This window comes from Nocardioides sp. 31GB23, from assembly GCF_040012395.1.
Lineage (GTDB): Bacteria > Actinomycetota > Actinomycetes > Propionibacteriales > Nocardioidaceae > Nocardioides > Nocardioides salarius.
On record NZ_JBDYKJ010000006.1, the window covers coordinates 66,867 to 88,359 of the forward strand.

A 21,493-nucleotide genomic window follows, 5' to 3' on the forward strand; every position below is an offset into this window, starting at 1 on the left:
TGTGCGCCACCGGCCGCCGGGGGCCCCTAGCGTCACCGCGTGCCCCACCCCGCCCGCCGGTCGAGCCCCTCACGGCGCACCCTGCACCTCGGCGTCCTCGGCTCGCTGCTGGTGCTCGTCGGTGGCCTGGTGATCAGCGCGGTGCCCGCCAGCTCGTGGGTGGCCGACCTGCCGTGGCGGCACTCGATGCCGGGGCGGATGAGCGGGCTGGTGGTCGTGGTCGGCGGCCTGGGTCTGCTCAGCGCCGCCTGGATCCGGCTCTGGCGGGCCGCCGGGCACGGCCGGGCCGACCTGCGCCTGGTGCGCACGGCCACCGTGCTGTGGAGCGCACCCCTGCTGCTCGCCCCTCCCCTGTTCAGCCGGGACGGCTGGAGCTACGCCGCCCAGGGCGAGCTGACCCGGCTCGGCCTCTCGCCCTACCGCTGGGGCCCGGGCGTGCTCTCGGGCCCGGTGGTCGAGGCCGTCGACCCCCGCTGGCTGGGCACCCCGACGCCGTACGGTCCGCTGCCGCTGCTGTGGGGCGCGGGCACCGCGCGGCTGGTGGACTCGCCGTGGGCGATGGTCGTGGGCCACCGCGTGCTCGCCCTGGCCGGGCTGGCGGTGCTGGCCTGGGCGCTGCCGCGCCTGGCGGCGTGGACCCGGTACGACGCCGCGCTCGTCTCGGCGCTGGTGCTGCCGAGCCCGCTGGTGCTGGCCCACGGCGTCGGGGGCCTCCACAACGACCTGCTGGTGGCCGGGCTCGGGGCGGCGGCGCTGGTCGTGGCCACCGAGCGGGGCTGGCTGCTCGGCGCCGCCACGGGCGGGCTGGCCGCGGCGGTCAAGCTGCCCGGCGGCCTGGTCTGCCTGGGGGTCCTGCTCGTGTCGCTGCCCGTCGACGCCGGCCTGCGCGAGCGCGTGGGTCGCGGGGCCCAGGTCGCGCTCGTCAGCGTGGCGACGCTGGTCGGGGTGGGCGTGGTGGCCGGCACCGGCAGCGGCTGGGTGCACGCCCTGGGCGTGCCCGGCACCGTGCACACGCCGCTGGCGCTCAGCGCCACCCTCGAGCTGCTGCTGCCCGGCGCCCGGCTGCTGGCGCAGGCCGCCGCGCTGGCGCTGGTGGCCTGGCTGGCGCTGCGCGGGCGCACCGGCGACCCCGGGGCGGCGCTGCGCGCGAGCGCGCTGGCGCTGACCGCGACGGTGCTGCTCAGCCCGGTGGTGCACCCCTGGTACGCCCTGTGGTGCCTGCCGCTGGCGGCGGCCTGCCACCTGCGGGGCCGGGCACTGGCGCTGCTGGTGTGGTTCTCGTTCGCGCTGGGCATCACCGCGCCCCTCGACTCCGAGCTGCGCGGCCTGCACGTGGCGATCGCGCTGACGGCCACCCTGGTGGTGGGCCTGGCGATCGCGCTGACCTGGGCGGTCAGGCCGTCCGCGCTGCCGCCCCCGGCTCGTCGTCGCGTCCGTCCCTCGCTGCCGGGGTGAGCCCGGCGTGCACGGCCAGCATGTCGTGCACGGTGCGGTCCCAGGCGAAGTGCTCGGCGCGCGCCCGGGCCGCGGGGCGCGCCACCGCCTCGGGTCGCGCGGCCAGGGCGAGCACCGCGTCGGCCAGGTCGTCGGGGACCGGGCGCCCCCAGGCGCCGCACACGTCGTCGACCAGCTCGCGCGCCCCGCCGTACGACGCCGTCACCACGGGGGTGCCGCAGGCCAGTGCCTCGAGCACGGCCAGGCCGAAGGTCTCGCCGGGGCAGACCGAGAGCGCGACGTCGGCGCGGCCCAGGTGCTGGGCCAGCGCCCGGCGCCCGGCGACGTGGCCGTGGAAGGTGACCGGCGCGCCGCCGGCCAGCTCGACGAGCTCGGCGCGGTGCGGCCCGGTGCCGTAGACGTCGAGGTGCACCGCGACCCCGCGCCGGTGCAGGGCGACGGCGGCACCGACCGCCAGGTGCGGGCTCTTCTCCCGGGAGAGCCGTCCCGCGTGCACCAGCCGCAGCACCGGGCCACGGGGATCGCGGGCCTCGGGCGGGGCGAAGGTGGCGAGGTCGACGCCCAGGGCGACCCGGTGCAGCCGGGTGCCGGCGGCGCCGGCGACCTCCTGCAGCTCACGGCGGGCGAACTCGGAGGTCACCACGATCTCGTCGAAGCTGCGTGCGAGCAGCCGGTTGAGCACCGAGACCGGCGCGGCGATCCCGGGGGTCCCGGCCTCGCGGCCGGTGCGCAGCGAGAGCATCGCGTCGAGCCGCTCGTGGGAGAACAGCACCGAGCGCACCCCGCGGCGCCGCGCCCAGTGCGCCACCGGCCACAGGGTCGCCTTGTCGGAGACCTCCACCGACGTCGGTGCGAACTGCTCGAGGACCTCCCCGACCCGCCAGGGCTCGACGATCAGCCGGTAGCCGCCGCCGACGCGCGGGGCCCGCAGCTGCACGACGTCGCCGTGCTCGGTGGTGGTGCGCCGGTCGCGCGGGCCCGGCACCACCAGCAGCCGGGGCACCCCGGCGGCCGCGTAGCCCGCGCCGAGGGTCTGCACGGCCGTCTTCATGCCACCGGAGGCGGGCCCGACGAAGTTGGCCAGCTGGGCGATCCGCACCCGCTCAGGCCGCCGCTCGGTGCGGTCCCGGGCGCAGCACCGCCCGGTAGTGCTGCTCGACGAGCTGGTCGACGACGGCCGCCCAGCCGCGCTGGGCCACCTCGCGCGCGGCCCGGTCGGCCAGCTCGTGGCGCAGCACCGGGTCGGCCACCAGCCGGGCGACCTGCTGCGCGAGCGCGCCCTCGGCGCGCGGGTCGTAGAGCAGCCCGGTGCGGCCGTGCTCGACGAGGTCCAGCGGCCCCCCGGCGGCCACCGCCACCACGGGCACCCCGCTGGCCTGGGCCTCCTGCACGGTCTGGCAGAAGGTCTCCGACTCGCCGGGGTGCACGAAGACGTCGAGGGTCGCGAAGGCCCGGGCCAGGTCGGCTCCGCCGAGCATCCCGGTGAACACGGCGTCGGGCATCCGCCGCTCCAGCGACTCCCGCTCCGGCCCGTCGCCGACGACGACCACCCGCACGCCGGGCAGCCGGGAGACCTCGACCAGGCGGCGTACCTGCTTCTCGGGGGCCAGCCGGCCCACGTAGCCCACCAGGGTCTCGCCACCCGGTGCCCACCGCTCGTGCAGCGCGGCGCTGCGCCGCGCGGGCCCGAAGAGGTCGAGGGAGACCCCGCGCCGCCACAGGTGCAGGTCGCCGACGCCCAGCGCGGCGAGCTGGCGGTAGGAGGTCGTCGAGGGCACCAGGGTGCGGTCGACGCGCCGGTGCAGGCGCCCCACCCACGCACCCGCGAGCAGGTCGGCGCGCACGCGGTAGTGGCGCGCGAAGCCGGCCACGTCGGTCTGGTAGACCGCCACCGTCGGCACGCCCAGCCGCCGCGCGGCACGCAGCCCGACCGCCCCGAGCGCGATCGGGGAGGCCAGGTGCACCACGTCGGGGTCGAAGTCGACCAGCGCCCGGTGCACCGCGGCATCGGGCAGCCCGATCGGGAACGAGCGGTAGGTCGGCAGCCCGACCGAGCGCACCCGCACCACCGGCACCCCGTCGTACGACGCGGGGCCGGGGCCGGGCGCGACGATGATCGCCTCGTGCCCGGTGCGGCGCAGGTGGTCGACGACCTGGCGCACGGTGTTGGTGACCCCGTTGACCTGGGGCAGGAACGACTCGGTGACCACGGCGACTCGCATGCCCCCAGGCTCGGGGGCGCCGGTGGACGGCTCAGGAGCGGCGGGGCGGCGCGCGGGTGATCAGTCGGTGAACGCCGAGAGCAGCCCGTCGGCCGCGGTGTAGGGGTCGGTGCGGCCCTCGGCGACCGCCACGGCGAGCTCGTCGAGCTCCTCGCGACCGCCCACGTCGGCCCAGCGCCGGCGCAGGGTCGTGACGGCGATCGCCTCGACCTCGACGCGCGCCCGTCGGGTACGCCGCCGCCCCAGGGCACCGGTGCGCTGCGACCACTCGCGGTGCCGGTCGAGCTCGGCGACGACCTCGTCGACGCCCTGGCCGGTCTGCGCGACGGTCTTGACGATGCCGGGTCGCCACGCGTCGGCGGGCCGGTCGCCCAGGGAGAGCATCGAGCGCAGGTCGCGGCGCACCCGGTCGGCGCCCTCGCGGTCGGCCTTGTTGACGACGAAGACGTCGCCGACCTCGAGGATGCCGGCCTTGGCGGCCTGGATGCCGTCGCCCATGCCCGGCGCGAGCAGCACGACGGTGGTGTCGGCGGCCGCGGCCACCTCGACCTCGCTCTGGCCCACGCCGACGGTCTCGACCAGCACCACGTCGAAGCCGGAGGCGTCGAGCACCCGGACGGCCTGGGGGGTGCTCCAGGCGAGCCCGCCGAGGTGGCCGCGCGAGGCCATCGAGCGGATGTAGACGCCGTCGTCGGAGGCGTGGTCCTGCATCCGGATGCGGTCGCCCAGCAGTGCCCCGCCCGAGAACGGCGACGACGGGTCGACGGCCAGCACCCCGACCCGCCTGCCGGTGGCGCGCAGGGCGCCGACCAGGGCGTTGGTGGAGGTCGACTTGCCCACGCCGGGCGAGCCGGTGATGCCCACGACCTGGGCGTGGCCGGTGTGCGGGGCCAGCGCGGCCATCACCTCGCGCAGCGCCGGGGACTCGTCCTCGACCAGCGAGATCAGGCGTGCCACGGCCCGGACCTCGCCGGCGCGGGCGCGCTCGACGAGGTCCGGGACCAGGTGGTCAGCTCGTCGGGACACGCACGATGAGGGCGTCGCCCTGGCCGCCGCCGCCGCACAGGGCGGCCGCGCCGACGCCGCCGCCGCGGCGCTGCAGCTCGAGGGCCAGGTGCAGCACCACGCGGGCGCCGGACATGCCGACCGGGTGGCCCAGCGCGATGGCGCCGCCGTTGACGTTGACCTTGGCCTCGTCGAGGCCCAGGCTGCGCGCCGACTCGATGCCCACGGCCGCGAACGCCTCGTTGAACTCGACCAGGTCGAGGTCGGCGGGCGCGATGCCCTCCTTCTCGCAGGCCTTGGCGGTGGCGTTGGCGGGCTGCATCTGCAGGGTGGAGTCGGGCCCGGCGACCATGCCGTGGGCGCCGATCTCGGCGAGCCAGGTCAGGCCGAGCTCCTCGGCCTTGGCCTTGCTCATCACGACCACGGCGCAGGCGCCGTCCGAGATCTGCGAGGCCGAGCCGGCGGTGATGGTGCCGTCCTTGGCGAAGGCGGCGCGCAGCTTGCCGAGCGACTCCGCGGTCGTCTCGCCGCGCACGCCCTCGTCCTGGGAGACCACGACCGGGTCGCCCTTGCGCTGCGGGATCTCGACCGGCACGACCTCGTCGTCGAAGACGCCGTTCTTCCACGCCTCGGCGGCGCGCTGGTGGGAGCGGGCCGAGAACTCGTCCTGCTCCTCGCGGGTCAGGTTGGTGCCCTGGGCGTTGCACTGCTCGGTCAGCCCGCCCATGGCCTGCTGGGTGGCCTGGTCGAAGAGGGCGTCGTAGGCCATCGAGTCGACGAGGGAGACGTCGCCGTACTTGAACCCCTCGCGCGACTTGGGCAGCACGTGCGGTGCGTTGGTCATCGACTCCATGCCGCCGGCCACGATGATGTCGGCCTCGCCCGCGCGGATCATCTGGTCGGCCGTCGCGATCGCGTTCAGGCCCGAGAGGCAGACCTTGTTGACGGTGATCGAGGGGACGCTGGCGGGCAGGCCGGCCAGCAGCCCGGCGGTGCGGGCGGGGTTCTGGCCGGCACCGGCCAGGATCACCTGGCCCATGATCAGGTAGTCGACCTGCTCGCCGGTGACACCGGCCTTCTCGAGGGCCCCCTTGATGGCCACGCCACCGAGGTCGGCGGCGGTCTGGCTCTTCAGCCCGCCGAGCAGGCGGCCGATCGGGGTGCGGGCCCCCGCGACGATGACGGTTCCGGACATGTTTCCTCCAAGGACGACGACTGCGGGCGGGTCGGCAGTGGTGCGGACCACGCCTCACCTCGACGATACCGACGAGTCACTTCGGTGGGTACCGGGCGCCGGGCCCCGGTCGTGAGGCACACGTCACAACTGTGCCGGGACCGTTGTCGCGGAGCGCCCCGGCGTACGACCATGCTGGCCATGACCTCCTCCCCTGCTCCGGCACCCGGTCCGCTGGGCGTGCCCGGCCACCTCTTCACCGCCATCGACCACGTCGGGATGGCGGTGCCCGACCTCGACGAGGCGATCGCGTTCTACCGCGACACCTTCGGGATGCGCCTGGCCCACGAGGAGGTCAACGAGGAGCAGGGCGTGCGCGAGGCGATGATGGCCGTGGGCGACTCGACCTCCCACGTGCAGCTGCTCGCCCCGCTGTCGCCGGAGTCGACGATCGCGAAGTTCATCGACCGCAACGGCCCCGGCTGCCAGCAGGTGGCCTACCGCGTCACCGACGTCGAGGCCGTCAGCGCGGTGCTGCGCGAGCGCGGCGTGCGGATGCTCTACGACGAGCCGCGCCGCGGCACCTCCGACAGCCGGATCAACTTCGTGCACCCCAAGGACGCCGGCGGCGTGCTCGTCGAGATCGTGGAACCCGCCGCCCAGCACTGAGCCGTGGGTCACACGGGGTCGACCCCGTGGTTACCCAGCAGTAATCTTCGCGACCAACACCCCGCAGAGCCCGGCCAACCCACAGGAGCCCACGTGCAGCACATCCTCGACGCGATCATGGCGGGCGGCACCGCCCCGGACGACTTCGCGAACCTCGACCTGCCCGAGTCCTACCGCGCCGTGACGGTGCACGAGGACGAGGTCGACATGTTCGAGGGCGTCGCCACCCGTGACAAGGACCCGCGCAAGTCGCTGCACGTCGAGGACGTCGCGCTGCCCGAGCTCGGCCCGGGCGAGGCGTACGTCGCGGTGATGGCCTCGGCGATCAACTACAACACCGTGTGGACCTCGATCTTCGAGCCCGTCTCCACCTTCGGCTTCCTCAAGCGCTACGGCCGCCTCTCCGAGCTGACCAAGCGCCACGACCTGCCCTACCACGTGGTCGGCTCCGACCTCGCCGGCGTGGTGCTGCAGACCGGCCCCGGCGTGACCAAGTGGAAGCCCGGCACCGAGGTCGTGGCCCACTGCCTGTCCGTCGAGCTCGAGGACGCCGAGGGCCACGACGACTCGATGATGGACCCGCAGCAGCGGATCTGGGGCTTCGAGACCAACTTCGGCGGCCTGGCCCACATCGCCCTGGTCAAGTCCAACCAGCTGATGCCCAAGCCGGCCCACCTCACGTGGGAGGAGGCCGCCTCGCCGGGCCTGGTGAACTCCACCGCCTACCGCCAGCTGGTCTCCCGCAACGCCGGGCAGATGAAGCAGGGCGACAACGTGCTGATCTGGGGCGCCTCGGGCGGCCTCGGCGGGTTCGCCACCCAGTACGCCCTCAACGGCGGCGCCGTGCCGATCTGCGTGGTCTCCAACGAGGAGAAGGCCGCGATCGCGCGCTCGATGGGCGCCGAGCTGATCATCAACCGCTCCGAGGAGGGCTACCGGTTCTGGAAGGACGAGCACACCCAGGACCCCCAGGAGTGGAAGCGCTTCGGCGCCAAGATCCGTGAGCTCACCGGCGGGGAGGACATCGACATCGTCTTCGAGCACCCGGGCCGCGAGACCTTCGGCGCCTCGGTCTACGTGACCCGCAAGGGCGGCACCATCACCACCTGCGCCTCGACCTCGGGCTACATGCACGAGTACGACAACCGCTACCTGTGGATGAACCTCAAGCGGATCGTCTCCAGCCACTTCGCCAACTACCGCGAGTCGTGGGAGGCCAACCGCCTGGTGGCCAAGGGCATGATCCACCCGACCCTGTCGCGCACCTACACGATGGACGAGGTCGGCCAGGCCTCGCTCGACGTGCACCACAACCTGCACCAGGGCAAGGTCGGCGTGCTGTGCCTGGCCCCCGAGGAGGGCCTGGGCGTGCGCGACCACGAGATGCGCGAGAAGCACCTCGACGCGATCAACCGGTTCCGCGGGGTCTGACCCACCCGTCTCCCACCCCTCTCCCACCTCTGTCCCGGGCCCGTCCGGGACCGTCCGGCGACCCGCCTGCAGGCCCTGCAGGCGGGTCGCTGCGCGTCCGGGCGTAGCGCCGCGCCCACTCCGTCGCACTCACAGCGAGATCTCAGGCGCCAGCAGGGGTGGCGAGGTGTGATCCGGGCCGCGGATCGGCAAAGATGAGCACCGGGAGCACGCCGACTCGGGCGCGCGACACCAGTTCCTCCCCCCAGCGCGGCAAGAAGGGTTTTTCTCGATGAGCGACCAGGGCCTGTCCATCTTCGACGACGAGCCGGAGCGCCCCTCGGGCGACGGCGACAAGACCCAGGTGATCCCCACCGTCGGCAGCGGTCCGGCTGCGCCGGCGGGCGCGACGTCGGGCTCCCGGCCCGGCGCCGGCGCCCAGCGCGGCGCGTCGGCGGCCAAGCCCTCGGGCGGCACCACCGGTGGCGCGGCGGCCGGGGCGGGCCGTCCCGAGACGCCGACCTTCCCCACCGTGCGGCGCGGCGGCTACGACGCCGCCGCGGTCGACACCAAGGTGCGCCAGCTGGTCGGCGAGAAGAGCGGGCTCTCCAGCGCGCTCGCCGAGTCGGAGCGCCGGGTGGCCGAGCTGCAGCGCGAGGTCGCCACGGCGCGCGAGGAGCTCGCCGAGAGCGAGCGGCCGTCGTACGCCGGGCTGGGCGGGCGGGCCAGCTCGATGCTGCGCCTGGCCGAGGAGGAGGCCGCCGAGATCCGCGACACCGCCGAGCGCGACGCCGAGGAGATCCGCGGGCAGGCCACCCGCGACGCCCAGGCGATCCGGGCCGACGCCTCCCGCGAGGCCGAGGACATGCGGATGGTGCAGCTCAAGGAGCTCGAGGAGCACCGCACCCGGGTCCTCGCCGACGCCGAGCAGGAGCTGAGCCTGGCTCGCAGCGAGGCCGCCGACGTGCTCGCGGCCGCACGCCGCGAGTCCGACCAGCTGCGCCTGGCCGCCGAGCAGGAGTCGACCGAGATGCGCACCTCCGCCCAGCGCGCCGTCGAGCAGGCCCGCGCGGCCGCCGACCGCGAGGTCCAGGAGGCGCGACGCACCCTGGCGGTGGAGAAGGAGCGCCTGGCCCGCGAGGCCAGCGACCACCACCACACCGCGATGGCCGAGACCCAGCGGCTGGTGGCCGAGGCCGAGCAGCGCGCCAGCTCCGCCGAGGAGCGGGCCGCCCAGGCCACCGCCCGGGCCACCCAGCACCGCGAGCAGGTCACCAAGGAGGCCGAGGCGCTGCTGGGACGGGCGCGCCGCGAGGCCGAGCAGATCGTGGTCTCGGCGCGCACCCAGTCGGAGTCGATCAGCTCGACCAGCACCGCCGAGGCCGAGCGCGAGCTGGCCAAGGTCCGGGCCGAGGTCGAGCGGCTGCGCAAGCGCCGCGACGGCATCACCGCCCAGCTGGCCTCGCTGGCCGACCTGGTCAACGCCTTCGGCGACGACGAGGAGACCAAGGCAGACGGCCCCGCCTCGTGAGCGGGACGCACGCGGACGAGGTCGCCGACGGGCCGGAGGCCCCAGCAGAGGAGACCCCCGCGCCCGACGGGGCCGCCGCGGACTCGGGGCCCAAGCCCGGCGACCGCGAGGACCTGGGCACCCCCGGGCCCCCGCTCGACCGGCGCGCCCCGTTCTACCTGGGCTTCTTCGGCGGTCTCGGCGCGCTGACCGCGTGGTGGCTGGGCTCGACGCTGCTCTCGATCAGCAGCACGCTGCTGCTCGTCGTGGTCTCGCTCTTCCTCGCCGCCGGGCTGCACCCGGCGGTCGAGGCGCTGGTGCGTCGCGGCATGCGCCGCTCGCTGGCGGTGCTCACCGTCATCGTGGTGTTCCTGGTGGCCGTGGGGCTGTTCACCGTGGCCATCGTGCCGGTGATCACCGACCAGGTGGCCGCGATCACCCAGAACGCACCCGGCTGGTTCGACCAGCTGCAGCGCAACGAACGGGTCCAGCAGCTCAACGAGGAGTACCAGGTCCTCGACAAGGCCCGCGACTACCTCAGCGGCGGCGACTTCGTCGGCACCCTCTTCGGAGGGGCGCTGGGCATCGGGCTCGCGGTGCTCGGGGCGCTGTTCAACGCGTTCATCATCGTGGTGCTGACCCTCTACTTCCTGGCCTCGATGAACTCGACCAAGGCCGCGCTCTACCAGCTCGCCCCCGCCTCGCGCCGCGAGCGCGTCGCCAAGCTGGGCGACCGGGTGCTGGCCGGGGTCGGCGGCTACGTCTCGGGCGCCTTCGTGGTGGCCCTGGCCGCCGGGCTGTCCTCGCTGGTCTTCCTGTTCGTCGTGGGCCTGGGTGAGTACGCCGTCGCGCTGGCCTTCGTGGTGGCGCTGCTCGACGTGATCCCGATGATCGGCGCGACCATCGGCGCGGTGATCGTGACCGCCATCGGCTTCGCCACCGACCCGACGATCGGGCTGGCGTGCCTGATCTTCTACGTGGTCTACCAGCAGGTCGAGAACTACGTGATCTACCCGCGGGTGATGTCGCGCTCGGTCGACCTGCCCGGCGCGGTCATCGTGATCGCGGCACTGGTGGGCGCGGCCCTGCTCGGCGTCGTCGGTGCGCTGCTGGCCATCCCGACGGCCGCGGCGATCCTGATGCTGGTCCGCGAGGTCTTCGTCCGCCGCCAGGACACCGCGTAGCCCCGAGCCGGCGCCAGTTCCTCGCTCAGGCGCCGGGGTAGATCCGGTAGCCCTGCATCCGGGTGTGGCTGAAGGACTCGTAGAGGCCGGTGGCGGTGTCGGTGATCAGGTCCATCCGCAGCGTCCCGGTGGCCTGGAAGGTCGCGACCACCAGCAGCCGCGCGATGCCCCGGCCGCGGTGGTCGGGGTGCACGGCCACGAAACCCAGGTGCGACTGCAGCACCCCGTCGCCCAGCGCCTGCGCCCAGCCGACCAGCTCGCCGTCGACGTCGGCGACGTACGCCGCCGCCCCCGGCGCGGTGCAGACCCGGTGCACGACCTCGGCGTCGGTCAGCGACGGCCACTGCACGGTGGTGGAGAGCCGGGAGATGGCCCGGGCGTCACGGTGGTCCTGGTCGCGGTAGGGGCGGATGTCGGCGATCGCCATGGCAGGCAGGGTATGCGCGACCCCGACCGCCCTGGGCGAGGAGGTCGCGGAGCGGCCTGGGCGACCCACGACAACAGCTTCACCAGAGAGCCGTCTGCGAGTTCGTCGATCGTTCGACCAACGGCCCATCCCGTTGATCGAACGATCGACGAATCGGGAGAGCCGTCCCGACGGACCGCCCGGGAGGCTCAGGTGACGACGGGCTCGGTGCGCACCACGCGCGACTCCCCCAGCTTGACCACGACCACGCCCGCGAGCACCAGCACGCCCCCGAGCAGCTGGACCAGGCGCGGCAGCTCGTCGAGCAGCACCCACGCGAAGACCACGGCCGCCAACACCTCGGTCAGCGCGACGAAGGAGGCCAGGCGCGAGCCGAGGCGCCGCCCGGCCGCGATCCCGCTCGTGTAGGACAGCCCCGCGGTGACCAGGCCCAGCAGCAGCACCGGCACCCACCAGGCGACCTCGCCGACGGCGTACGTCGCCGGGGCGGTGCCGGCCGTCATCGGCATCAGCCCGGACAGGCCCAGCCCGGCCAGCACCAGCGACCCGACCACCAGCCCGCCCGCCGCGAGCGCGAAGGGCGGCAGCCCGTTGTCCTCGTCGGCGGAGATCACGAAGTACGTCGCCGCGCCCACCATGGCGCCCAGGCCCCAGGCCACGCCCGGCAGGCTGATGTCGGCCCCGGAGACCACGTCGAGCACCAGCACCAGGCCCGCGGCGGCCAGCGCGGCGCCGACCAGGGTGACGGCGCTGGGCCGCTGGCCGTGGCGCAGCCACAGCCACACGACCACCGCGGCCGGGGCGGTGTACTCGATGAGGAGCGCCGGCCCGACCTGCATGTACTGCACGGCCGAGAAGTAGCAGAACTGCGCTCCGGCCACCGCCAGCACGCCGTAGGTCACCACCAGGCCGGTGTTGCGCCGCAGCAGCCCCCACCGTCCCCGCAGCGAGACCAGTCCGAGCGGCAGCACGACGACCGCGGCGATGGCGACCCTGATCAGCACGGTCGCGCCCGGGCTCCACCCGGTGTCGAGCAGGCCCCGGGCCAGGGCGCCCGAGAGCCCGAAGGAGAGGGCCGAGACCAGGGCGAAGGCCAGGCCGGCCCCCAGGCGGGACGTCGCGGCGGCGGGCACCGGTGCGTCATGGGTCAACGTCGTCATGGGTCATGACGCTAGAGGGGGTTTGGTAACGTGTCAATGTGGTTTTCGCTCATGACACCGAGATGTCCCTCCAGGCCGCCGTGACCCTGGCCAACACCGCCCTCGAGCCGGACACGCTGACGACCGTCGGGGAGCTCGACGAGTTCTACAGCACCCACCAGTACAGCGGGCGGCACGAGCAGACGCTCGACGAGCTCGACGAGGTGCGCGCGCTGCGCCCGGTCCTGCGCGGGCTGATGCTGGCCGAGCGCGACGACGCCGTCGAGCTGGTCAACACCATGCTCGCCGAGGCCGGAGCCGTGCCCCGCCTGGTGCGCCACGAGGGCTACGACTGGCACATCCACGCCTGCGACCCCGACGCCGACCTCGTCACACGCATGAGCGTCGAGACGGCCATGGCGATGATCGACGTCATCCGCACCGACGAGATGTCGCGCCTGGGCGTGTGCGCCGACGACGACTGCGACGGCATCGTCCTGGACCTCTCGCGCAACCGGTCGCGGCGCTTCTGCTCGACCACCTGCGGCAACCGCAACGCCGTCGCCGCCTACCGGGCGCGCCAGAGCGACACGGCCTGAGCTCCGCTCGCCGCCCGCCTCCCGTCGACGTCGACGTCGGCGTCGGCGTCGGCGAATCCCGCCATCCGGAGCCTGCGGGTGCCACACTGGCCCCGAACGAGAAGGAGGCCCTGATGCGCGTGCTCGTCGTCGACGACGATCCGGACCTGTCGATGCTGATGGCGCTGGTGCTCTCGCGCCAGGGCGGTCACGAGGTCGACACCGCCGGCGACGGCGTGGAGGCGCTCGCGCTCCTGGGCACCAGCGACTACGACATCGTGGTGCTGGACTGGAACATGCCGCGGCTCGACGGCCTCGGCCTGTGCGCGGCCATCCGGGGCGACCTGCAGCGACCCGACCTCCCGCTGCTGATGGTCACCGCGCTCCCCGACCACGCCACGGCGCGGGCCGCCGGCATCGACCAGGTGCTCGGCAAGCCGTTCAGCACCTCCGCGCTGCTCGGCGCGGTGGACGGCCTGGCCCAGCCGGCCTAGAAGTCGAAGAGGTCCCCGAAGCCCTCGCCGATCCCGCCCAGCCCCTCACCGATGCCCTCGCCGATCCCGCCGAGGGCGTCGAAGCCGCCCATCCCGCTGAAGAGCAGGCCCGCGAACATCCAGTCCATGGGCGTGAAGGCGCCGTAGTAGCCCTGCGCGTAGGGCTGGTAGGCGCGACCGCCCTGCCAGTAGGGCACTCGCCGGGTCCCGACCATCACCTGGCGTGCGTCGGGCTCGGCCCCCGCCCGCACCCGCTCGGCGTCCAACGCGCAGGCGGGCACCTCGCGGCGGGCGCCGCCGGACGGGGTGAACGGCACGTCGGTGGTGGACAGGCCGTGGCGCGGGTCGAAGAAGCACGGTGGTCGCCGCGTCGGCAGCGGTTCGCCGTGCACGCGGGCCTGCACGCACGCGACGGCGTAGCGCCCGTCCTCGATGATCCTCGTGACGTCCTCGACCTGGTCCGGGCTGGTGATCGCCTCGCCGGCCGCCTTCGCGGCCTCGTAGGCGTCGAGGGCGCGCTGGTAGTCGGCGTTGGCCCCCGCGTCCAGCGTGTGCCCCAGCATCTCGCCGTCGAGGTCCTGCAGCTCGGTGCCCAGCGCGGTGACATCCTCGAAGACGAGCTGGCGCACCGGCGCCAGCTCGGCCTGCCGCGCCTGCTCCGCACGCCGCCGGCCCGCCTGGGTCACCCACAGCAGCAGGCCGCCGCCGGCGGCGAGGGCCAGCAGGACGATCAGCAGGTCGGGCATGCCGTCATCCTACGGACCCCCACCGCGGGCGGGCGGGCCTCAGCGGCTGCTGTAGTCGCGGAAGCCGCGCTTGGTCTTGCGACCCAGGTAGCCGGCCGTCACCAGGTGCTCCAGCAGCGGCGCGGGCGCGAAGCCGGGCTCCCGGAACTCCAGGTAGAGCTCGCGCTGGATGGCCAGCGACACGTCGTTGCCCACCACGTCGAGCAGCTCGAAGGGACCCATCGGCAGCGCACAGCCCTGCTTCATGGCGGTGTCGATGTCGTCGGCGGTCGCGTAGTGCGCCTCGAGCATCTTCACCGCGTCGTTGAGGTAGGGGAAGAGCAGCGCGTTGACGATGAACCCGGCACGGTCGGCGCAGGAGACCGCGACCTTCCCGATCTTGGCGCACAGCGCCCGCGTGGTCTCCGCGACGTCGTCGTCGGTGGCCACGGTCGAGACCACCTCGACCAGCTTCATGATCGTGGCGGGGTTGAAGAAGTGCATCCCGATGACGTCCTGGGGACGCGAGGTCACCCGGGCCATCTCGATGATCGGCAGCGACGAGGTGGTCGTGGCCAGGATGGCGCCGGGCCGGCAGATCTCGTCGAGGTTCTCGAAGAGCGTGGTCTTGATCGCCAGGTCCTCGGCGATCGCCTCGACGACCAGGTCGACCTGCGCGAGGTCGTCGAGGCTGGTCGTGCCGCTGACGCGCGCCAGCACCTCGCTCTTCTGCTCCTCGGTGGCCCGGCCGCGCTGGATCTGCTTGTCGAAGTTCTTGGTGATCGCCGCGCGCACGCCCTCGACCTTCGACTCGGCGCGCCCCACGCACACCACGTCGTGGCCGGCCTTGGCGAAGACCTCGACGATGCCGGCGGCCATGGTGCCGGTGCCGACGACGCCGACGGTGCGGATGTCGTGCTTGAGCTGCGCCGCGTCGTCGGCCGACGGGGTCGCCGCGTCGGGCACCACGGTCGGGCTGTCGGGCGCCTCGTAGGTGTAGAAGCCGCGGCCGGTCTTGCGGCCCAGCAGGCCCGCGGTGACCATCTGCTTGAGGATCGGCGTGGGCGCGTGCAGCCGGTCGCGGCCCTGGCGGTACATCGTCTCGAGGATCTCGTACGCCGTGTCGAGACCGATCAGGTCGAGCAGCGCCAGCGGGCCCATCGGGTAGCCGCATCCGAAGCGCATCGCGGCGTCGATGTCCTCGCGCGAGGCGTACTTGCCCTCGAACATCGAGGCGGCGTGGTTGAGGTAGCCGAAGAGCAGCGTGTTGGCGATGAACCCCGCCTTGTCGCCGCACACCACCGGGCTCTTGCCCAGGCGGCCCAGCACGGCCTGCACGTCGGCCAGCACGACCGGGTCGGTGACGACCGTGCGCACCACCTCGACGAGCTGCTGGACCGGGGCCGGGTTGAAGAAGTGGATGCCCACGACGCGACCGGGGTGGGACGTGGCGGTCGACAGCTCGGTCACCGAGAGCGACGAGGTGTTGGTCGCCAGGATCGTGCTCGCGTCGACGATCGAGTCGAGCTCGCGGAAGATCTGCTGCTTGGTCGCGACCGACTCGACGACGGCCTCGATGACCAGGTCGGCGCCGGCCAGGTCGCCGAGCGAGGTGGTGGTCCGGATCCGCCCGACCAGCTCGGCGGCCTCCTCCTCGGTGAGCTTGCCGCGCGCGACCGCGCGCCCGGTCGACGCCTCGAGGTGGCGGCGGCCGCGAGCCGCGCCCTCGTCGTCGAGCTCGACACCCACGACGTCGAAGCCGTGGCGGGCGAAGACCTCGGCGATCCCGGCGCCCATCGTGCCGAGGCCCACGACCCCGATGGTCGTGAACTCGCGGGAGGCGGCGGGTGTGGCGGCGGTCTCAGGGGAGGTCGTCATGGCCCGCATCATGGCACGCGGAGGGCCGTCGCACCGTGGCGTAGTTCACTCGCGAGTAACGTGATGCCCGCCACACTCACTCCTGGCGGCGCAGCACCAGTCGCATCACGACCCGCTCCCCCGCCTCGTCGAGGCCCCGCTCCTGCTCCCGGACCCGCAGATCGGCCAGGACGCCGACCGGCCGCACCACCTCGAAGCCCAGCCGCGCGTAGAACGGCGCGTTCCAGGGCACCTCGCGGTAGGTGCACAGGCTCAGCTCGCCGAACCCGTCCCACCGTGCCTCCTCCGCCGCGGCCCGCACCAGTCGGGCACCGGTGCCGCGCCGCCCGTGCTCCGGCAGCACGGAGACCTGCTCGAGGTGCGCCCTGGTCTCGTGGCCGTCGTCGAGCAGCACGACGTGGGCGAAGCCGACCACCTCGCCGTCCACGACCGCCACCAGCAGGTGGCCGGGCTGGTCGGCGCGCTGCCCACCCGACGGGGCCGGGCCGGTCAGGGCCGGCGGCAGCTGGTCGAGGTGCTCGCGGAACAGCGCACCGCCCGCCTCCTCCACCGACGCCAGGTGGCGCAGGTCGGAGGGACGGGCGGCACGCAGGACCGGGCCCGAGCCGCTCAGGTGGTCGCTCGCTCGTCGTAGGGGACCTCGGTGATCTCGCCGCTGGCGCGACCCTCGCGCCACTTGCGGACCTCCTCCTTGACCTTCGGCAGCAGCAGGTAGCAGCCGAGCAGGTTGAAGATCGCGCAGACGAAGAGCATGCCGTCGGCGAAGCTGAGCACCGAGCCCAGGTTCACGACCGCGCCCAGCGCGGTGAAGATGCAGAAGATGAGCTTGAAGGCGTTCTCCTTGCCCTTGCTGCGGCCCACCAGCGTGGTCCAGGCCTTGAGCGTGTAGTAGCTCCAGGTGATCAACGTCGAGAAGGCGAACAGCGCCACGGCGACGGCGAGCACGTTGTCGAAGCCCGGCAGGAAGGAGTCGAAGGAGCGCGAGGTCAGCACCACGCCGGTGTCGCTGGTGACCGACTCGCCGGCAGCGGCCCGGTCGAGCAGGTCGTTGTAGAGCGGCACGTCGGCGATGACGATCGTCAGTGCGGTCGCCGAGCAGACGACGACAGTGTCGATGAAGGGCTCGAGCATCGCCACGAAGCCCTCGGAGACCGGGTGCTTGGTCTTGACCGCCGAGTGCACGATCGGCGCGGAGCCGACACCGGCCTCGTTGGAGAAGGCCGCACGCTGGAAGCCCACGATGAGCACACCGAGCGCACCACCGGTCACACCCTCGGGGTTGAAGGCGCTGGAGACGATCGTGCCGACCGCGTCGGGGATCTGCGTGACGTTGCCGAAGATCACCAGCAGGCAGGCGCCGATGTAGAGGATGCCCATCAGCGGCACCAGCTTGGAGGTGACCCGGGCGATGGAGCGCACGCCGCCCAGGATGACCAGCCCGACCAGCGAGGCCAGGACGATGCCGAAGATCAGGGCGGCGCCGTCGGAGGCCAGCCAGCCGTCCTCGCCACCGGTGATCTCGACCGCCTGGGCGTAGGTCTGGTTGGACTGGAAGGCGTTGCCGCCCAGGGCGCCGAAGAGGATCAGCGCGACGGCGAAGATGCTGACACCGATCTTGCTGGCCGTCGCGCCGAAGCGCTCGAAGGCCACCGGCAGGTACTTGAAGGGGCCACCGGTGACGGTGCCGTCCTCGTGCACCTCGCGGTAGCGCACCCCGAGCGTGCACTCCACGAACTTGGTGCACATGCCGAGCAGGCCGGCCAGGATCATCCACAGCGTCGCACCCGGCCCGCCGACGGTGACCGCGACCGCGACACCGGCGATGTTGCCGAGCCCGACCGTGCCCGAGACCGCGGACGACAGCGCAGCGAAGTGGGTGACCTCACCGGGGTCGCTGGCCCGGGAGTACTTGCCCAGCACGAGGTCCTTGGCGGTCTTCAGGGAGGTGAACTGGATGCCCCGGAAGTAGATCGTGAAGATCGTGGCCGCGGCGACGAGCCAGAACACGATGAGGGGGAAGGAGTAGTCCCCCAGGGGGACCTGCCAGAAGATCACATCCGTCACGGCGGTCGCGACCGGCTCGAAGGCGCTGTTGATCGCCTCTTCCACACCGCCCAGGAAACCGTCGGACTCCGCTGCGAGCGGGATCAGCATGGTCGTCATGGACGTTTACTCAACCCGACCAGACCTGTGAGCGCAATCATCCACACCGCCCGGGACCGGCCCGGATCTCGTCGGGAGGTAGATTCCGGCCCCGTGAGACTCGTCGTTGCCCGCTGCCAGGTCGACTACGCCGGTCGGCTCACCGCGCACCTGCCGATGGCGACCCGGGTGCTGATGATCAAGGCCGACGGGTCGGTGCTGGTGCACTCCGACGGCGGCTCCTACAAGCCGCTGAACTGGATGTCGCCGCCGTGCACGCTGGCCGAGGGCCACGACGAGCACGGCACCGCCGAGTGGGTGGTCACCTCCACCAAGACCGGCGACAGCCTGCGGATCCTGCTCGAGGAGGTGCACAGCGACTCCTCCCACGAGCTGGGCGTCGACCCCGGCCTGGTCAAGGACGGCGTCGAGAAGCACCTGCAGGAGCTGCTGGCCGAGCACCCGGCCACGCTGGCCGAGGGCCTGGTGCTCGTGCGCCGCGAGTACCCCACCGCGATCGGCCCGGTCGACCTGATGTGCCGCGACGGCGAGGGCCGCTCGGTGGCGGTCGAGATCAAGCGCCGCGGCGAGATCGACGGCGTCGAGCAGCTGACCCGCTACCTCGAGCTGCTCAACCGCGACCCGCTGCTCGCGCCGGTGCGCGGCATCTTCGCCGCCCAGGCGATCAAGCCGCAGGCGCGGGTGCTGGCCACCGACCGCGGCATCTCGTGCGCGGTCGTCGACTACGACGCGCTGCGCGGCATGGACGACGCCGAGGCTCGCCTCTTCTGAGCCCCCCCCTGCGAGCCCCGGGGCCCGTAGGGTCGGGGCGTGCTGATCTTCCACATCGCCACGGCGGCAGACTGGAGCGCGGCGCTGGCCAGCGGGGCCTACACCACCTCCACGCGAGGCCGCACGCTCGAGCAGGAGGGCTTCGTCCACGCGGCCCGTGCCGAGCAGTGGCGCGACGTGCACGCGCGCTACTACGCGGACGCCGACGAGCCGCTGGTGCTGCTCGAGATCGACACCGACCGCCTGCGCAGCCGGGTGGTGGAGGAGCCGGCCCTCGCCGGGGGCGCCGAGACCTTCCCGCACGTCTACGGGCCCATCGAGCCCGCGGCGGTGCTGCGCGCCGTGCCGGTGCCCGAGGCGCTCGCCGCCACGTCCTTCAGCAGCCTGTTCCTGCGCGAGCTGGTGCGAGCCGCACTGCTCGGCCTGCTCGTGGTCGTCCTGGCCGCCGTCGGCGCGCTGCTCCTCGACGAGACCCTCGGGGGGTGGGGCGTCCTGGTGGGCGCCGTCGCCGGTGCCGCGCTGGGCGTCGTCGTGGCGCGGGTCCTGGGCCGGCGACGCGCCCGGACCTGAGGGCCTCAGCCCACCAGCGAGGCGACCTCGTCGGCGCAGCCCCAGCTCAGGGTGACCCCGGCGCCGCCGTGCCCGTAGCAGTGCACGACGTCGCCCACCCGCTCCAGGCGCACCGAGGGCCGGGCCGGGCGCAGCCCGACCCGGTGCGCCAGCACCCGCGCCCCCTCCAGCTGCGGCACCAGCCGCGTCGCGCGGGCCAGGACCTGCTCGGCGGTCCGCGGGTCGGGCGTGCGGCTCCATTCCCCCTCCTGCGCGGTCCCGCCGACCACGACGTCGTGCTCGCGCGGCACCACGTACGTCGGTCCCTCGCCGTCGAGCACCCACCGCTCGAGCCCGACCTGGGCCAGGCGCACCACCTGCCCCCGCACCGGCACCACGCTCGGGTCGGCGCCGAGCAGCCGCGCGCCGATGCCCACGCAGGAGACCACCAGGTCCAGCCCGGAGGCCCGCCCGGGCACGGGAAGCGCCGACAGGTTGAGCCGCGAGACCGTGCCGCCGAGCTCCTCGACCCGCCCCAGCAGCCAGCGCAGGTAGACCGGCATCTCGACCACCGGGGCCACGAACGACCAGCCGTCGGCGTACCCCTCCGGGGGCGAGGCGACCCTGGTCAGGTCGGGCACCGCCGAGCGCCACCACGGGTCGGGCGCCGGCAGCCGGAGCAGCTCGGAGCCCTCCTGGAGGCGCACCCCCGTGCCCGGCACCTCGGCCAGGCGGGCCAGCTCGGTGAAGCAGGTCGCCGACCACGCCGTGACCCGGTCCTGCGGCAGCGCCCGGTAGGGGTACCAGATGGCCGCGGCCACCGCGCTCGTCGTCTCGAGCGGCAGGTCACGGGCGACGACGTCGACCCGGTGACCCGCCTCGAGCAGCCGCACCGCACAGCTGAGCCCCACGACACCGGCACCGACCACCACGACCCTGCTCATGGCCCAGAGTCTGGCACCGCGCCCGTCGCGCCGCAGCCGCCTCGACGGACGTCACACACGTCACATACCGACGGTCTGTGAACGCGGGCCTTGTTGACATACGTTCAACACCATGACCCGGACCCTGCGCACCCTTCTCGTCGGTCTCGTCGTGGGAGCGCTCAGCGGCGCCCTGCTCGGGGCCCTGGCCGGCCAGGCCAGCGCCGAAGGCGCCCGGCCCACGGTGATCTCGCGCGAGGTGGCCTTCGACCTGGTCAACACCAACGACACCGACCTGCTCTGCCTGCCCGACGGCGAGGACTACGTCGTGCGCGCCCGGCTCGTCGGCCCGCGCCAGCAGGTGCTGGGCCGGGCCGGCGCGCGGCGCATCAACCTGCTCGTCCACGACGCCGGCACCGGCGGCTGGTTCTGGGGCGCGGGCTCGCCGCGCCGCTACGACTACGCCCGCCAGCTGGCCCGCCGCGGCGAGACCTCGCTGGTGCTCACCCGGCTCGGCTACGACGAGAACCGGCTGGGCTCGGGGCGCGACACCTGCCTGGGCGCCCAGGCCACGATGCTGCACCAGGTGGTCCAGCACCTGAGGTCGGGCCAGTACCGCTTCACCGGTGCCGTCGGGACCACGACCCCGCACGCCGGCCACGTGGTCGTCCACGGGCACGGCACCGGCGCCGCCGTCGCCCAGCTCGAGGCCTCCACCTTCGACGACGTCGAGGGGCTGGTCCTGATGTCGTGGACCGACAACCAGTTCTCGCAGCGTGCGCTCGCCGAGTCCGCCCGCCAGGGCACCACCTGCCTGAGCGCCGACTACGCCCGCTACGGGGAGAGCCGCGCCGACTTCCGCTCGCTCCTCTTCGGCTCCGCCCCCGCGCAGGTGCAGCGCCGCGCCGCCCGACTGCGCAACGACGTGCCGTGCGGCGACGTGCTGAGCCTCGCCGGCATGGTGACGGCCCTGACCCTGGGCACCGGCGACATTGAGGCCCCGGCCCTGCTGCTGTACGGCGACCAGGACGCGCGCACCCGCGCGGGCGCCGCCGAGCAGCAGGCCGGTCGCTTCCGCTCCAGCGAGTCCGTGCGCACCCGCACCTTCCGCGGCACGGCCAGCGCGCTCCCCCTCGAGCGCCGAGCCCCGCAGGTGCGTCGCGAGGTGCTGGCCTTCCTGGCCGCGCTCGGCGAGCGCGGCTAGGCACCCCGGACGG

Annotated in this window: 21 protein-coding genes; 10 read left to right on the plus strand and 11 right to left on the minus strand. The window is 73.7% G+C overall.

Features of this window, described 5'->3' with window-relative positions:
• Nucleotides 1-39 precede the first annotated feature (39 nt).
• Complete coding sequence (gene mptB / locus ABKW28_RS03145; RefSeq protein ID WP_348606295.1) at nucleotides 40-1,455, plus strand: polyprenol phosphomannose-dependent alpha 1,6 mannosyltransferase MptB; 1,416 nt, start codon at nucleotides 40-42, stop codon at nucleotides 1,453-1,455.
• Here the strand turns inward: mptB and ABKW28_RS03150 are convergent.
• From ABKW28_RS03150 to ABKW28_RS03165, 4 genes are read right to left on the minus strand one after another with little or no spacing between them, the layout of a single operon-like run.
• Complete coding sequence (locus ABKW28_RS03150; RefSeq protein WP_348606297.1) at nucleotides 1,394-2,554, minus strand: glycosyltransferase; 1,161 nt, start codon at nucleotides 2,552-2,554, stop codon at nucleotides 1,394-1,396. The two genes, mptB and ABKW28_RS03150, sit on opposite strands and share 62 nt — an antisense overlap.
• 4 nt (nucleotides 2,555-2,558) lie before the next feature.
• Nucleotides 2,559-3,677 (minus strand): glycosyltransferase family 1 protein, encoded by a 1,119-nt coding sequence (locus ABKW28_RS03155; RefSeq protein WP_348606299.1) that lies wholly within the window; start codon nucleotides 3,675-3,677, stop codon nucleotides 2,559-2,561.
• A 60-nt stretch (nucleotides 3,678-3,737) separates the two neighbouring features.
• On the minus strand, nucleotides 3,738-4,703 hold the full coding sequence (gene meaB / locus ABKW28_RS03160; protein WP_348606301.1) for a methylmalonyl Co-A mutase-associated GTPase MeaB: 966 nt from the start codon (nucleotides 4,701-4,703) through the stop codon (nucleotides 3,738-3,740).
• Nucleotides 4,687-5,877, minus strand: a complete 1,191-nt coding sequence (locus tag ABKW28_RS03165; RefSeq protein WP_348606305.1) for an acetyl-CoA C-acetyltransferase — start codon at nucleotides 5,875-5,877, stop codon at nucleotides 4,687-4,689. The genes meaB and ABKW28_RS03165 overlap by 17 nt, the downstream gene beginning before the upstream one ends.
• Nucleotides 5,878-6,057: 180 nt before the next feature.
• On the opposite strand from ABKW28_RS03165, the gene mce reads away from it, so the two are divergent.
• The 4 genes from mce (at nucleotide 6,058) to ABKW28_RS03185 (ending at nucleotide 10,629) form a co-directional block, all read left to right on the plus strand.
• Entirely contained in the window at nucleotides 6,058-6,525 is a 468-nt protein-coding gene (gene mce, locus ABKW28_RS03170; RefSeq protein ID WP_204797312.1) for a methylmalonyl-CoA epimerase, read from the plus strand.
• 93 nt (nucleotides 6,526-6,618) lie between these two features.
• The gene (ccrA, locus tag ABKW28_RS03175) at nucleotides 6,619-7,956 is read left to right on the plus strand and encodes a crotonyl-CoA carboxylase/reductase (RefSeq protein WP_348606307.1); all 1,338 of its coding nucleotides are present in this window, start codon (nucleotides 6,619-6,621) and stop codon (nucleotides 7,954-7,956) included.
• A 271-nt stretch (nucleotides 7,957-8,227) separates the two neighbouring features.
• Nucleotides 8,228-9,466: a hypothetical protein gene (locus ABKW28_RS03180; RefSeq protein WP_348606309.1), complete on the plus strand. Its 1,239-nt coding sequence runs from the start codon at nucleotides 8,228-8,230 to the stop codon at nucleotides 9,464-9,466.
• Nucleotides 9,463-10,629 carry an AI-2E family transporter gene (locus ABKW28_RS03185; RefSeq protein WP_348606311.1) on the plus strand — a complete coding sequence of 389 codons (1,167 nt, stop codon included), beginning with the start codon at nucleotides 9,463-9,465 and terminating at the stop codon, nucleotides 10,627-10,629. Before ABKW28_RS03180 ends, ABKW28_RS03185 begins: the two co-directional genes overlap by 4 nt.
• Before the next feature lie 25 nt (nucleotides 10,630-10,654).
• On the opposite strand, the gene ABKW28_RS03190 is transcribed toward ABKW28_RS03185, so the two are convergent.
• Both ABKW28_RS03190 and ABKW28_RS03195 read right to left on the minus strand, forming a co-directional pair.
• A complete protein-coding gene (locus tag ABKW28_RS03190; RefSeq protein ID WP_348606313.1) occupies nucleotides 10,655-11,056 on the minus strand; it encodes a GNAT family N-acetyltransferase in 402 nt (133 codons plus the stop codon).
• 188 nt (nucleotides 11,057-11,244) lie between these two features.
• Nucleotides 11,245-12,216, minus strand: coding sequence for a DMT family transporter (locus tag ABKW28_RS03195; RefSeq protein ID WP_348606315.1), 972 nt, complete (start codon nucleotides 12,214-12,216; stop codon nucleotides 11,245-11,247).
• A 62-nt stretch (nucleotides 12,217-12,278) separates the two neighbouring features.
• Between ABKW28_RS03195 and ABKW28_RS03200 the strand changes: the two genes are divergently transcribed.
• Nucleotides 12,279-12,794, plus strand: a complete 516-nt coding sequence (locus tag ABKW28_RS03200; RefSeq protein ID WP_227491273.1) for a CGNR zinc finger domain-containing protein — start codon at nucleotides 12,279-12,281, stop codon at nucleotides 12,792-12,794.
• A 113-nt stretch (nucleotides 12,795-12,907) separates the two neighbouring features.
• Nucleotides 12,908-13,267: a response regulator transcription factor gene (locus tag ABKW28_RS03205; RefSeq protein ID WP_193667480.1), complete on the plus strand. Its 360-nt coding sequence runs from the start codon at nucleotides 12,908-12,910 to the stop codon at nucleotides 13,265-13,267.
• Here ABKW28_RS03205 and ABKW28_RS03210 read toward each other — a convergent pair.
• The 4 genes from ABKW28_RS03210 to ABKW28_RS03225 form a co-directional block, all read right to left on the minus strand.
• The gene (locus ABKW28_RS03210; protein ID WP_348606317.1) at nucleotides 13,264-14,013 is read right to left on the minus strand and encodes a hypothetical protein; all 750 of its coding nucleotides are present in this window, start codon (nucleotides 14,011-14,013) and stop codon (nucleotides 13,264-13,266) included. The two genes, ABKW28_RS03205 and ABKW28_RS03210, sit on opposite strands and share 4 nt — an antisense overlap.
• A gap of 39 nt (nucleotides 14,014-14,052) precedes the next feature.
• Nucleotides 14,053-15,870: a 3-hydroxybutyryl-CoA dehydrogenase gene (locus ABKW28_RS03215; RefSeq protein WP_348606319.1), complete on the minus strand. Its 1,818-nt coding sequence runs from the start codon at nucleotides 15,868-15,870 to the stop codon at nucleotides 14,053-14,055.
• 76 nt (nucleotides 15,871-15,946) lie between these two features.
• Entirely contained in the window at nucleotides 15,947-16,420 is a 474-nt protein-coding gene (locus ABKW28_RS03220) for a GNAT family N-acetyltransferase (RefSeq protein ID WP_348606321.1), read from the minus strand.
• A 59-nt stretch (nucleotides 16,421-16,479) separates the two neighbouring features.
• A complete protein-coding gene (locus tag ABKW28_RS03225) occupies nucleotides 16,480-18,033 on the minus strand; it encodes an alanine/glycine:cation symporter family protein (RefSeq protein WP_348606323.1) in 1,554 nt (517 codons plus the stop codon).
• A 93-nt stretch (nucleotides 18,034-18,126) separates the two neighbouring features.
• On the opposite strand from ABKW28_RS03225, the gene nucS reads away from it, so the two are divergent.
• Together nucS and ABKW28_RS03235 are read left to right on the plus strand one after the other, a co-directional pair.
• Entirely contained in the window at nucleotides 18,127-18,804 is a 678-nt protein-coding gene (nucS, locus tag ABKW28_RS03230; RefSeq protein ID WP_193667484.1) for an endonuclease NucS, read from the plus strand.
• Nucleotides 18,805-18,843: 39 nt separating this feature from the next.
• The gene (locus tag ABKW28_RS03235; RefSeq protein WP_348606325.1) at nucleotides 18,844-19,374 is read left to right on the plus strand and encodes a DUF952 domain-containing protein; all 531 of its coding nucleotides are present in this window, start codon (nucleotides 18,844-18,846) and stop codon (nucleotides 19,372-19,374) included.
• Nucleotides 19,375-19,379: 5 nt separating this feature from the next.
• Here ABKW28_RS03235 and ABKW28_RS03240 read toward each other — a convergent pair whose 3' ends face one another.
• On the minus strand, nucleotides 19,380-20,297 hold the full coding sequence (locus tag ABKW28_RS03240) for an FAD-dependent oxidoreductase (RefSeq protein ID WP_193667485.1): 918 nt from the start codon (nucleotides 20,295-20,297) through the stop codon (nucleotides 19,380-19,382).
• Nucleotides 20,298-20,409: 112 nt separating this feature from the next.
• On the opposite strand from ABKW28_RS03240, the gene ABKW28_RS03245 reads away from it, so the two are divergent.
• A complete protein-coding gene (locus ABKW28_RS03245; protein ID WP_348606327.1) occupies nucleotides 20,410-21,480 on the plus strand; it encodes a hypothetical protein in 1,071 nt (356 codons plus the stop codon).
• The last annotated feature ends 13 nt before the right edge of the window (nucleotides 21,481-21,493 follow it).

Coding starts and splice junctions, on each gene's coding strand:
- ABKW28_RS03155 (WP_348606299.1), bottom strand. CDS start 3,677: ATGCGAGTCGCCGTGGTCACCGAGTCGTTCCTGCCCCAGGTCAACGGG.
- ABKW28_RS03165 (WP_348606305.1), bottom strand. CDS start 5,877: ATGTCCGGAACCGTCATCGTCGCGGGGGCCCGCACCCCGATCGGCCGC.
- mce (WP_204797312.1), top strand. CDS start 6,058: ATGACCTCCTCCCCTGCTCCGGCACCCGGTCCGCTGGGCGTGCCCGGC.
- ABKW28_RS03180 (WP_348606309.1), top strand. CDS start 8,228: ATGAGCGACCAGGGCCTGTCCATCTTCGACGACGAGCCGGAGCGCCCC.
- ABKW28_RS03190 (WP_348606313.1), bottom strand. CDS start 11,056: ATGGCGATCGCCGACATCCGCCCCTACCGCGACCAGGACCACCGTGAC.
- ABKW28_RS03195 (WP_348606315.1), bottom strand. CDS start 12,216: ATGACGACGTTGACCCATGACGCACCGGTGCCCGCCGCCGCGACGTCC.
- ABKW28_RS03200 (WP_227491273.1), top strand. CDS start 12,279: ATGTCCCTCCAGGCCGCCGTGACCCTGGCCAACACCGCCCTCGAGCCG.
- ABKW28_RS03205 (WP_193667480.1), top strand. CDS start 12,908: ATGCGCGTGCTCGTCGTCGACGACGATCCGGACCTGTCGATGCTGATG.
- ABKW28_RS03210 (WP_348606317.1), bottom strand. CDS start 14,013: ATGCCCGACCTGCTGATCGTCCTGCTGGCCCTCGCCGCCGGCGGCGGC.
- ABKW28_RS03215 (WP_348606319.1), bottom strand. CDS start 15,870: ATGACGACCTCCCCTGAGACCGCCGCCACACCCGCCGCCTCCCGCGAG.
- ABKW28_RS03225 (WP_348606323.1), bottom strand. CDS start 18,033: ATGACGACCATGCTGATCCCGCTCGCAGCGGAGTCCGACGGTTTCCTG.
- ABKW28_RS03240 (WP_193667485.1), bottom strand. CDS start 20,297: ATGAGCAGGGTCGTGGTGGTCGGTGCCGGTGTCGTGGGGCTCAGCTGT.
- ABKW28_RS03245 (WP_348606327.1), top strand. CDS start 20,410: ATGACCCGGACCCTGCGCACCCTTCTCGTCGGTCTCGTCGTGGGAGCG.